Annotated in this window: 12 protein-coding genes and 3 pseudogenes; 5 read left to right on the top strand and 10 right to left on the bottom strand. The window is 69.5% G+C overall.

All coding sequences use genetic code 11. The features are described from left to right. Window positions 1-204 precede the first annotated feature (204 nt). From ACFYOH_RS43775 to ACFYOH_RS43750, 6 genes are all read right to left on the bottom strand, one after another. Complete coding sequence (locus tag ACFYOH_RS43775) at window positions 205-999, bottom strand: methyltransferase domain-containing protein (RefSeq protein WP_388637710.1); 795 nt, start codon at window positions 997-999, stop codon at window positions 205-207. After that, entirely contained in the window at window positions 899-1324 is a 426-nt protein-coding gene (locus ACFYOH_RS43770) for a hypothetical protein (RefSeq protein ID WP_388637707.1), read from the bottom strand. Before ACFYOH_RS43770 ends, ACFYOH_RS43775 begins: the two co-directional genes overlap by 101 nt. Further along, window positions 1321-2268, bottom strand: coding sequence for an ATP-grasp ribosomal peptide maturase (tgmB, locus tag ACFYOH_RS43765; RefSeq protein WP_388637704.1), 948 nt, complete (start codon window positions 2266-2268; stop codon window positions 1321-1323). Before tgmB ends, ACFYOH_RS43770 begins: the two co-directional genes overlap by 4 nt. Further along, window positions 2265-2555 carry a putative ATP-grasp-modified RiPP gene (gene tgmA, locus ACFYOH_RS43760; RefSeq protein WP_388637701.1) on the bottom strand — a complete coding sequence of 97 codons (291 nt, stop codon included), beginning with the start codon at window positions 2553-2555 and terminating at the stop codon, window positions 2265-2267. Before tgmA ends, tgmB begins: the two co-directional genes overlap by 4 nt. A gap of 126 nt (window positions 2556-2681) precedes the next feature. Beyond that, window positions 2682-3023, bottom strand: coding sequence for a hypothetical protein (locus tag ACFYOH_RS43755; RefSeq protein WP_388637698.1), 342 nt, complete (start codon window positions 3021-3023; stop codon window positions 2682-2684). A 32-nt stretch (window positions 3024-3055) separates the two neighbouring features. After that, window positions 3056-3490, bottom strand: coding sequence for an ATP-binding protein (locus tag ACFYOH_RS43750; RefSeq protein ID WP_388637695.1), 435 nt, complete (start codon window positions 3488-3490; stop codon window positions 3056-3058). A gap of 210 nt (window positions 3491-3700) precedes the next feature. Here ACFYOH_RS43750 and ACFYOH_RS43745 point away from each other — a divergent pair. Continuing rightward, a pseudogene (locus ACFYOH_RS43745) lies at window positions 3701-5049 on the top strand (hypothetical protein). Between the two features lie 335 nt (window positions 5050-5384). On the opposite strand, the gene ACFYOH_RS43740 reads toward ACFYOH_RS43745, so the two are convergent. Continuing rightward, on the bottom strand, window positions 5385-5789 hold the full coding sequence (locus tag ACFYOH_RS43740) for a winged helix-turn-helix transcriptional regulator (protein WP_388637692.1): 405 nt from the start codon (window positions 5787-5789) through the stop codon (window positions 5385-5387). A gap of 133 nt (window positions 5790-5922) precedes the next feature. Between ACFYOH_RS43740 and ACFYOH_RS43735 the strand changes: the two genes are divergently transcribed. Both ACFYOH_RS43735 and ACFYOH_RS43730 read left to right on the top strand, forming a co-directional pair. Beyond that, entirely contained in the window at window positions 5923-6741 is an 819-nt protein-coding gene (locus ACFYOH_RS43735; RefSeq protein ID WP_388637689.1) for an MBL fold metallo-hydrolase, read from the top strand. Next, window positions 6738-7580, top strand: a complete 843-nt coding sequence (locus ACFYOH_RS43730; protein WP_388637686.1) for an NAD(P)H-dependent glycerol-3-phosphate dehydrogenase — start codon at window positions 6738-6740, stop codon at window positions 7578-7580. Before ACFYOH_RS43735 ends, ACFYOH_RS43730 begins: the two co-directional genes overlap by 4 nt. Before the next feature lie 59 nt (window positions 7581-7639). On the opposite strand, the gene ACFYOH_RS43725 is transcribed toward ACFYOH_RS43730, so the two are convergent. After that, window positions 7640-8899 (bottom strand): IS30 family transposase, encoded by a 1260-nt coding sequence (locus ACFYOH_RS43725; RefSeq protein WP_388637683.1) that lies wholly within the window; start codon window positions 8897-8899, stop codon window positions 7640-7642. 584 nt (window positions 8900-9483) lie between these two features. Between ACFYOH_RS43725 and ACFYOH_RS43720 the strand changes: the two genes are divergently transcribed. Both ACFYOH_RS43720 and ACFYOH_RS43715 read left to right on the top strand, forming a co-directional pair. Beyond that, complete coding sequence (locus ACFYOH_RS43720; protein WP_388637681.1) at window positions 9484-9639, top strand: hypothetical protein; 156 nt, start codon at window positions 9484-9486, stop codon at window positions 9637-9639. 106 nt (window positions 9640-9745) lie between these two features. Next, window positions 9746-9880 carry a hypothetical protein gene (locus ACFYOH_RS43715; protein ID WP_388637678.1) on the top strand — a complete coding sequence of 45 codons (135 nt, stop codon included), beginning with the start codon at window positions 9746-9748 and terminating at the stop codon, window positions 9878-9880. 298 nt (window positions 9881-10178) lie between these two features. On the opposite strand, the pseudogene ACFYOH_RS43710 reads toward ACFYOH_RS43715, so the two are convergent. Next, a pseudogene (locus tag ACFYOH_RS43710) lies at window positions 10179-10628 on the bottom strand (GNAT family N-acetyltransferase); the annotation flags it as partial. Window positions 10629-10823: 195 nt separating this feature from the next. Beyond that, window positions 10824-11047 (bottom strand): annotated as a pseudogene (locus tag ACFYOH_RS43705) (hypothetical protein); the annotation flags it as partial.

The raw sequence follows: 11047 nt of genomic DNA, 5'->3' as shown, positions 1-11047 counted from the left end.
AGTCGTTGAGGATTTGCTGAAGCGCTGGAGGTGGAGGCCGTCGCCCATCACAAGGTCGCGAAACCTGCCGGACTGCACAATGAGCGAGGCTGCCGATCTGAGGCCCGGGCGGGGCCGGACCGTGTCGGCGTGGCCGGAGGCAGCAGAAAGCCCCGCCCATCCACCACGGGGGGAGGCAGACAGGCGTGGCCTCACCCGGAGGGTCTACCAGCGGATGGTCTGCCCTTCGGGGGTGATGTGGACGGTGCACTGCTCCAGCGGCGGCGCACCACTGGCGCGCCAGCGGCCGAGTTGGTCCTCGACGGCGTCCCACAGCAGATCGGGGCCGTCCTGGCGGACGGTCCAGCGGCCATCCTGTTCGCGCATGGCCGCCCAGGAGCCGGAGTCGACATCGACCAGGACATGCTGCTCTTGCCCGTCCTGCGTGAGCGTCAGACGCTGCGCGTCCGGTACGGCGGCCTGCACGACGAACCGTGTCGTCCAGTCATCCAGGACGTCGGCGCCGACGATGGCTTTCCGCTCCACGCCCGCGCTGAGATCGGGCAGGAGGCCGAGCGGGGGCGGCAGCTGCGGGCGGGCGAGCATGAAACTGACCTGCCCGCCCAGCAGCGGGCCCGACGCTGTGCCGTCGTCGTGGACCGTCAGCCGCGCCAGTTCCGACGCTGCGAGCCAGCCGCCGATGGTCGCCAGGATGATGCCGCCGGGCCGGGTCTGCTCGATCCACGCTTGTGGCAGCGTGCGCACCCCGCACGTGGCGATCACCCTGTCGTACGGTGCGCCCTCCTCGTAGCCGAGCAGGCCGTCACCGGTGACGAGCGTGGGATACATGCCGAGCCGGGCAAGGGCGGCGCGTGCCCGCGCGGCCACGTCCTGGTCGTACTCGATGGAGGTGACACGCTCATCCCCGAGACGCGCGCACAGCAGTCCGGTGGAGTAGCCGGTGCCGGTGCCGATCTCCAGCACCCGCGCATCCGGCTCGACCTGGAGGGCTTCCAGCATCCGACAGGACGAGGGAGGGCAGGGTGCTGGAACTCGTCGGCTGACGCATGATCTGGCCCCGGATGTCCACGGGCGCGATCGTTCCGGCGATCTGGGTCACCAGCGACTCATCCGTGTAGCAGGCCTTGAGCCATCCCGCGTCGTCGTCCAGGACCGGCGCCCACGCTGCCGGCACGGCGCCCTCGACGCGGCGGAAAAACCCGTCGCGCAAGAACTCGTGCCGGGGGACCGTCTCGGCCGCGCGTTTCCACGGCTCGGTGCGCAGGCTGCCGCTGGCAGTCAGTGTGTCGATGAGCTGCTTGTGCAGCAGGTCCTGCTCGGTCACGTCGTCCTCTCCAACAGGTCTGCCAGGGCGGCGAGCATCGGCAGGCCGGTCTCGGTTTCCAGCCAGTACCACTGGCCGGACGGGTTGCACTCCAAAAACCACCATCGCCCGTCCTCGCCGACGCAGAAGTCGAAAGCGCCGAAGACCAGCCCGAAGCGGTCCATGTAGCGGTGAAGGGCCGGTTCGATCCCGGGAGGCGGATCGACCGGGATGTAGGTCAGCCGGCTGTAGTCGGTGCGCCAGTCCAGAAGGTCTGAGTCGATACGGACGCAGAAGACGCGGGAGCCGATGACGGTCACGCGCACGTCGGCCGTCTTGGGCACCAGCTGCTGGAACAGGTGCGCCGTGCCGGCCACGCGGTCGTCTATGTCCTCGGGTGTCACCTCGGCGACCTTCACGACGGAGGAGACACCGTCGATCAGGTAGACGGGGTTCCACAGCGGCTTGTAGATGACCGGGGCGTGCCGCTTGATGAAGACGCGGGCCGCGTCCGGGCTCGAGGTGATGAGCGTGGACGGCACGTAGAACGCGGCAGCGGCGGCCGCGGCCAGCCCGGACGGCTTGAACTCGGCGTCGCCGATGCGGTGCGGGTGGTTGACGGGCAGGCAGCCGGGCAGGGAGGCCAGCACCCCGCCGAGCCCGTACCGGGCCTGGGTGAGAGCGAACCGTGCGTCCTGCTCGCTCAGGTGAGGGAAGGCGAACCCTGTGGGGCGCCGGTAGTAGAGGAAGCGGACGGCTGCCAGGTCAGCGGTGCGCGACGAGGTGTGAATGAACCCCTTCACGCCGTGTGAGCTGATTTCGGCCTCCACCGACAGTGATGCGGGAAAGTCCGCGGAGTCCAACCGCACGACCGGGACGCCCCTGTCGTGCAGCTCGCGTATCACCACGTCGGCGGTGGGGTCATACAGACTGGTGACGACCAGCACCGGACGCGAGTCACTCACTGATCGCTGTCGCTGCCCTGATCGGAGTCGGTGCTGCCCTGGCCCTGCCCATCGGGGCTGGTGCCCGTGGCCGGGGTGGTGCTGGTGCCGTGCCCGGGCGCCTCCATGACGCGCCCGGAAGCGTCGAAGAACACGGCGGTCTGGGTAGCCGGGTCCAGCATGACGCGCGCGAAGCCCGGCGCCATGGTCGGGAACGGGGCCATGCGGCCGACGCCCCAAGGGACATGGGTGGCGAAGCCCTGCGGGACCGCGGGGCCGGTCGGCATGCGGTCGGCGTGGACGAACATCTTGTCTCCTTCGTATCGAAACTGGTGGGCCCGCACAGGTAGCGGGTCGTGGACCGTACGGCCGGCGCTGGGGCTCGCAAGGGGCGCGACCCAGCGCCGGCACTTCCGCCCGTGCCGACTGCCTGGTCAGGAGCGGGCGGAGCGTGTGAGCGGCCGCGGTGGCACCGCTTGTTCGTGCAGCATGAGGAGTGAGCGGGTCAGGGACGCCAGATCGTCCAGGCGGTCAGCTCGCCGCGACTCGGCGACGGTGACGCCGAGGGCGTGGTGTGTGCGGCGCACGACGTGCTCCGCGGTGTGCCGCCACTCGCCGCGCATGTGCGGCATCTGGCCCTCGACCTCGGGCAGGAGAAGCCCGGCGTGCCCGCGCAGCAGCCCCGCCAGATGTGCTCGCCGCTCCTGCGGTAGGGGCCCGGTGGCCAGCAGCACCGTGTTGTAGCTCTGGCGGATCAGGTCAGCGTCGATGGGCAACGCCTCGAGGTCAGTGGATGCGTAGCGCGTGTTCACTGGCACGCCCGGGCAAGGGCGAGGCGGCACCAGGTGGTGGCCCCCTCATCACTCGTTCCCCACGTGCCGCCGTGCGCGTCGGCAAGGTGGTCAACGAGGAACAGGCCGCGGCCGCGCTCAGCGTCGCTGTCGGCGTTGTGCACCGTGAAATCGCCGGGCCTCTCGTCGTGCACGGCGATGTGCAGGAAGCCGTCACGGACCGCGAGAGTGAGGGTGACCTGCGATCCGCTGCTGTGCACGACCGCGTTGGTGACTAACTCAGACACGATGAGCGTGGCGTCATCGACCAGGTCGGGCAGGCCGCAGTAGCGCAGCCGGGCCGCGGTGACCCGGCGGGCCATCTGCACGCGGCGGGCGTCCGGCTCGGCGACGTCGCACCCGTTGCTGCCGGTGGAGACGCAGAAGCACACGCTCATCAGGTCTTCGGCCACGCGGGGGCGCCCACGCTCTATGCAGGGGCCGCCTGTTGGCGTCGCCGAGCCAGTTCTCAAGGGTGGTGCGCTCGTCACCGCTACTCCCAAGGCCGAGATCAGTCGCTTTACTCGTAAGAGGTAATCGCGCGGTCACTGTCTGCGGGTACCGTGGGCCGCAGGTGCGACCGTGAACACCGTGAACGCCATGGGGCTGTCGGGAGTTGAGACATGGCCACGAGGAAACGCACGCCCAATCCAGCCTTGGACAGGCTGCTTGAGCAGGCACGATGGACGCGTACGCAGTTGGCGCAGCAAGTCAACCGGCTCGGCCCGCAGGCCGGACTGCAACTGACGTACGACCGGACGGCCGTCGCGCACTGGATTGCCGGTACGCCACCGAAACCCGAGGTCAGGCCATTGATCCTTGAGGCGCTGTCCGCCCGGTTAGGGCGACCGGTCACTCACGCGGAAGCCGGGCTTCAGCCCGTCCATCCCGGAGACCGTTCCGAACCAGTCGACACTGTGGAGGAGTTGATCGACCTCGGAAGGGCGGATATGGCCCCATCCCGACGCGGTGTCCTGGCCGCGACTTTGTTCTCTGCCGCGCTGACGGTGCCCGCGTTCAGCAGCAGCGCCCGAGCCGCCGACGACCCGGTCACCCCGGGCAAGGCCACCACCCGGATCGGCGCCTCCCAGGTCGCCTCGGTGCGCTCGATGACGGAGCGGATCGCCGACATCCTGGACGAGTTCGGCGCCGGCCACGCGCGCCCCATGGCGGCGGCGTTCCTCGTCAACACCGTCGGCCCGTGGCTTAGGGCGCAGGCCGCCGAGCCGGTGAAGCAGGACATGCTCGCCCCGCGTCCGACCTGACCTACCTGACGGGCTGGATGGCCATGTACGAGAAAGCCCACGGCCTGGGGCAGACGTACTACACCACGGCGCTGAAGCTCGCCGACGAGGCGGGCGACCACCTCACTTACTGCCGCACGTTGCGCGGCATGTCCCTCCAGGCGTCGAACCTGCGACACGGCCGGATGGCACTGGAGTTTGCGGATTCGGCGGCCGAGGCGGCACCGTCGGCCGGCCCCCGCCTGGTGGCATTCCTGCGGGGGCAGCAGGCACACGCGGCCTCCATGGTCGGGGACCGGCGCCAGGCCCACGCCCGGCTGCGCGAGGCCGAGGCGGCGCTGGCGAAAGCCGACAACCGACGCGATGGGATCGGCGGCTACGACCAGACCGCCTACCTCTTCCACGTCTCCCACGTGCTGATGGAGGAAGGCGACCTGCCGGGCAGCATCGGGGCGATGAAGCAGTCGATCCGCGTGCAGCCCGCGCAGGAGCGGCAGGGCCGCGTCCACGCCTACGCGGTCCTCGCGCAGCGCCAACTGCGGTACGGGCACGTGGAGGCCGCATGCGAGTCGTGGGCTCGGTTCCTGGATGAGTACGAGCACATCTCATCCGTCCGCGGCGACGACCACTTCGCCACGATGCGCACGGACCTGGCGCCGTACGCGAAGACGCGCGCGGTGAAGGAGCTCGCTGGGCGGGTCCGGCAGGTGGCTGCGGCCAAGGCCTGAAAATGCGGGCGCCTCCGGGGGAGCTGTCGGCACACTCCGGAGGCACCTCCCACGATACGGCCCCCAGGCGCAGCCGGGGAGCGTGCCGCCTCCTCCCTGCTGCACCCGCACGCCGACCGCGCCGGGTTCGGTGTCGGCTCGCTGGTTACGACCGGCCTGCCCGACCGGTGATGGCGATTCTTGAAAACGACCGGAGGTGCTCCTCGCCCCAGCTCGTGAAATGTTGAACCGTGTGGGGAGAGCGGGGAGCGAAGAGCGCGCGTGTTTCGTGACGCAGGTCGGCCGTCCCGCCGGTGTAATGGCTCGTTCTAGCCCGTGTCCGACGGGTCTGGTAATCAGCTAAGGGTCTCCCTTTGCGCCGTGCCCCACTCCCACATGCTGTGCACCACTGACTCCAGCGCCCGGCCCTGGCTGGTCAGAACGTAGCGGACGCGGGGAGGCCAGCTGGGAGTGCGGTGGCGCTCGATGACGCCGGCACTGGTCAATTGGGCTAGTCGGTCCGAGAGGACCTTGTCCGAGAGAGTGGGCAGGGCGGCGGACAGCTCGGAGTATGTGGCCTGGCCGCGCCGTAGAAACTCGCGGAGTACCAGCGGCGTCCATCGGCCGCTCAGCGTGGCGAGGGTGATGTCGACAGGGCATCGCGGTTCGGGGCCTGGTGGAACAAGGGCGCTGTCCGGACAGTCCGCCAGCGGGTCGTCCTGGTTATTCGCCGGTGTGTGTCCAACCGTTTGGTGAGTCACGAAGGGCACTCCTAACGTCCGTCGCGAACAGCCCGCCGACTTGCCTCCAGGGGGCGTTATGCGTATCCACCATCTCAACTGCGGCTCTCTGCGGAAGATTCCACCGCTCCGTGAAGAACCCACGGCCGGCGTCGTGAACCGCGAACTGGCCACTGTCTGTCATTGTCTGCTCATCGAGACGGACTCGGACGGGCTGGTCCTGGTCGATACCGGCCTCGGCACTGCGGACTTACAGCGTCCTGACCGCTCGCTGGGTGCGGGCTGGGTGGCCTACGCCCAGCCCGCACTGGACCCCGAGCAGAGCGCGCTGCGTCAGGTCGTCCGTCTCGGGTACGCGCCCCAGGACGTGCGGCACATCGTGCTCACCCACCTGCATCGCGACCACACCGGAGGGCTGCCGGACTTCCCTCATGCTCGGGTGCATGTGCACCCGGACGAGTACCGGGCCGTCACCGACCCGGCGGCAGCGCACCACCGGCATAGCCTCGACCGCTTCATGCCGGCACACCGGGCGCACAACCCGCTGCTGACACCCGCCCGCGTGGAGGAGCGCACGGAGTGGTTCGGCTTCCCAGGCGTGGCGCGGCCGCGGGGCCTGGCGGGCGAGCTGCTGCTGGTGCCGCTGCCTGGCCACTCGGCGGGACACGCGGGAGTCGCCGTGCGCGACGGCAGCGGGCGGTGGCTGTTGCACGCCGGCGACGCGTACATGTATCACGGCGAGCTTGAGCACACTCCGCCCCTTTCCCACCCCGTCCTCGAGCCGGTCCAGCAGGGAGCACAGGTCGATGTCGCGGCTCGCGTCATGACCCGCGATCGACTGCGCGGCCTGCGCCGCGGCCGCGGGGATGAGGTCACCGTCTTCAGCGCACACGACCCGTGGGAGTTTGCCCGCTTCGCTGCCCCAGCCGGTCGCCGGTCACATGATCGGATAGCCTCTAGTGTGTCGCCGTGAACATCAACGCTCTTGTCGGTAGCGAGGTCCGCCTCATTCCCTTATCCACCGACCATGCTGAAGCCCTCTTCCCTTCGGCGTCCGATCCTGAAGTGTGGCGGTGGATGCCGCGGCCACGTCCCAAGTCCGTGACGCAGATGCGTGCGATGCTGAGCCAGATGATCGCGGACCCTGCGCGGCGGTGTTTCGCGGTGCAACGGATCGCCGTGGTGTCCGGGCCCAACCTGGCTGCCGAGGTCGTCGACCGCAAACCGGCCGCGAGCGTCGTCGCCTGCGCCGACGAGAGCACGGCCGCGCTCATCCAAGGGGCATGCCACACGCCGTACTTCCGGCCGTACACGAACACCGATGTCATCGGCTGCGAACTCGGCGGCGCCATCAAGAACGTCATCGCCCTGGCCGTCGGCATCACGGGCGGCATGAAGCTCAAAGACAACGCCAAGGCCGCCCTGGTCACCCGCGGACTCGCCGAGGCAACCCGGCTCGGCGCCGCCATGGGCGCTGACCCGCTCACCCTCGCCGGGCTCGCAGGCATGGGCGACCTGATCGCAACGTGCTCGTCCACGCTGTCCCGGAACCACACCTTCGGCGCCCACCTGGGCCGGGGCCTGAGCGTCGAAGAGGCGCGGGCTGCCACGCCCCAGACCGCGGAAGGCGTCGCCTCCTGCAAGGCCATCCAGGGCCTGGCCGAACGCCACGACGTGGAGATGCCCATCACCCGGGCCGTGGTCGACATCATCCACGGCGGCCGGAAGGCGGCGCGTGTCGTACAGGAGCTGATGTCCCGCGCTACCAAGCCCGAGAATCTTCAGCATCGACCAGGTGCAAAAGACGCCTGAAAGTGCAGCGGAGCGCCCCCGCGGGAGGCAGATTCCAGGGGTCGTTGCAACACAGGTGATCAACTGGCTGTTGCCAGGAGCTTAGCGAGGCGCTCGGCTGGGGTTTCCCAGCCGAGCGTTTTGCGTGGGCGGCTGTTGAGTTCGGCGGCGACGGCCGTCAGGTCCTCGGGGGTGTGGGCTGCCAGGTCGGTGCCCTTGGGGAAGTACTGCCGCAGCAGACCGTTCGTGTTCTCGTTCGAGCCGCGCTGCCAGGGGCTGGCCGGGTCACAGAAGAAGACCGGGATGTCGGTGGCGACGGTGAACGCCCGGTGGGCGGCCATCTCCGAGCCCTGGTCCCAGGTCAGGGACCGCCACAGGTGACGCGGGAGAGTCTGGACGGTCGTGGCGAGCGCGTTGCGGGTGGCGATGGCGCTGTGCCCGACGGGCAGGTGCACCAGCATCAGGTAGCGAGTGGAGCGTTCGACCAGCGTGCCGATGGCGGAGCGTCCGTCCTTGCCGATGATGAGGTCGCCTTCCCAGTGGCCGGGGACAGCCCGGTCCTCGGCTTCCGCCGGCCGGTCGCTGATCATCACCATGTCCTTCACGGCTCTGGACGTGCGCTTGTGGGCATGGCGGTGCGGGCGTCGCAGAGCCCGTCCGGTGCGAAGGGCTCGGGTCAGCTCCCGACGCAGTTCTCCGCGGCCCTGGACGTAGAGGGCCTGGTAGATCGTCTCGTGGACCACGTGCATCTCCGGTCGGCCGGGGAATCCGGTCCGCAGAGCCTGGCAGATTTGCTCGGGGCTCCATCGGCGTTCGAGGTGGTCCTGGATGAAGTTCCGCAGCTCGGGATTCTGGCCGATCTTGCCGGGCTTGGGCCGGGGGCGGCGCCGCTCGGCCCGGCGGTGGGCATGGAAGGGCTGGTAGGCGAAGCCACCTTTGGGCATGGGGCGCCGGTTGCGGCGTATCTCCCGGCTGATCGTTGAGGGGCTGCGGTCCAGCTCAGCGGCGATCTGCCGGACGGACGCCTTCTCACGCAGCCGGTCGGCAATGTGGATTCGCTCGTGCTCCTGGAGATACCGCGACGCGGCGGGCGGTTCCTCCGGTCCCGGCGGTTCGGGCGTGTGCCCGTGGCCGGGGTAGATCGGAGGAACCGCCTTGCGGCCCTTGCCCGGCGAGTGGTGGCCGTTACGCCACTTCTTGCCGGTGCGCAGGTTGATCCCGACGATCCGGGCCGCTTCCCGGGTGCTGTAGCCCTGCTCCATGAGCTGGAAGTATGCGGCCCGCTCCTGGGTCAGCTTGCCGCCCCCCGGCTTCCTGTTCTTACGGATCTCGAAGTCCATCGCACCCCTTGAACTGGGGTGTTGCAACGACCACTAGAACGGAAGGGAAGCGGGGGCGCTGCGCTGCTCGACGGCTCAGCAGGCGATACCTGGCAGCAGCGGCCTCTTGCCGGACGTAGTCCGCAACCGTCTCCAGCACGGCCCCTTGAAACGCCGTGGCCGGGATGGGACCGCGGCGGCAGTGGGTCGCGGCGTGGTCGGCAGCCGTACGGCGGCTCGCTGTGCTTCGTCCGGGGCCTTCAGGCGGCGGCGGGAGTGTCCCGCAGCCGGGAGAGCTGAAGGATCGAGCGCAGGTCGTCGCGCTGCGCGACATGGGCGGTGCAGGCGCGCAGGACGGCGGTGAGCGTCGCCGCCCGTCTTCTCGGATGGCTCGTGTCCGGCGGTGGACTCCATCGGGTACACCGTGACCTGGGGGCGGTGGATGGAGTCGTCGTCGTAGAGGGTCAGGCCGCCCCGGTAGCCGCTGCGGCTGCGGGCGAGCCGCGGCAGGTCCCTCGTCGGGGGCGGTGGCCTGGAAAGCGTCGACGGGGCCGAGACAGGCGCGCACGGCGGTGAACTGGTCCCAGCGGTGGGGGTGAGTGCCGGTGACATGCACGCTGCCGCGCATCGCCCCGGCCAACTCGAAGATGACGGCATCGTCATGGCGGGTGCCGGCGGTGGCGCGCACGGTGCCGGCGGCGTTGTCGATGGTCAGGTTCGGGCTGGTCATGGACCGGGCTCCGCGGCGGTTCGTGGGCTGAGGCCTGCCGCCCCGCGCTCGCCGAAGGGGAGGGAGCGGGCGTCGGGGCGGCGGATCTTCGGCCAGTGGCTCTGGCCGGGTTGGCCGTTCCCGCCTCTCTGAGGGGAGTGGCGTACGGGCCCGCCGACCGGATCGAGGTCCTCATCGAGGTCCGCCGGCATCTGGCCTGGGCGGAAGCAGGATCTCCCCTGTGGCCCGGCGGCGGCCTGCTGCCCCCGAGCAACTCCGCGGATGCCAGCTGATCCTCGGCTACGAAGCCCACGAAGTCTGGGCGGAGCTCCGCCGGCTCCTGGCCAGACCGGAACCACCGCAGTCACGGCCGGTTCTGCTGCCGAGGTCAGAGCAGCCTGACAGATTTCGCTCGACCTTGCCCTCCTGATGGCGAAATTGAACCTGGCTCTGGACGCAGTTCCGTGAATGCGCAGGTCAGCGACAGGAAGACAACATCCGTCGTATGGGTGTCCGTACCGTCGCGTCAATGCGCTCGGGGACGTAGGGACAGTGGCCAGCTGTTCTGTGGTGATCGACGGCTCGGCCGGTTCATGCCTGGAACTCGGTGAGATCGATGGCGTGAATGCGCAGCGGGTAGCCGTGCACCGGGTGTGCCGTCTCCCGCTCGGGCACCATGCCGAGCTTGCGGATGACGTTCTCGGAGGCGTTGTCACCCACCCGGTTGACGCTGATGACGCGGTCCAGGCCGCGGTCCTGGAGAGCGAACTCAAGCGTGGCGTGGGCGGCTTCGGACGCGTATCCCTGGCCCCAGAACTGCGAGCCGATCCGCCAGCTGATCGCCACGGCGGGCATCACCTCCGGCAGGAACTCGGGCACGGACAGTCCCGTGAAGCCGATCAGTTCGCCCGAGGCCAGCAGCTCGACGGCGAAGAGCCCGAAGCCCTCCTCGTCCCACTCCTCCTCCCACCGCTCGATGTCCTCGGCCGTGTGGTTAAGGTCGCGCACCGAGCCGTCGTCGATCCAGCGCATGACCCGCGGTTGAGGCGGAGGTAGCACGGGATCGGTAGCGATGGCCGGTTCCGCAAGGCCGTGGGGCTTTGCGGGGGAGAGGTGGCTGGCCTCTCCATACCGGCCATCGTGCGGCGTCTGGCTCGCCGGGAGTTCGTCGATCCCTTCAACCAGAGGCCGCGGTCTTACGGTATCCCGCCTGCGGCGCGGTCCGGTGCGCCGTAGTCAGGAGGGTGCGGAGCGGCGGGCTGCCAGGTTCTCGAGGCGGGTGCGTTTCCAGCGCTGCTGGCGGGGGCGGCCGCCGCTGCCACGTCGGTACTCGTATCCGTCGGGCTGCTCGAGGTCGGGCAGGAGCCCGTGTCCGAGTGCGCTGATGAAGCTGTCGGCGTTGCTGTATCCGAGAATTTGGGCTGCCTCGGCGGCGCCGACCAGGTCCTCGTTCTCGCCCC

It is taken from the genome of Streptomyces sp. NPDC007856 (genome assembly GCF_042868225.1).
Taxonomy (GTDB): domain Bacteria; phylum Actinomycetota; class Actinomycetes; order Streptomycetales; family Streptomycetaceae; genus Streptomyces.
Note: the sequence above shows the minus strand (reverse complement) of the source record. Positions and strands in the feature narration are given on the sequence as shown.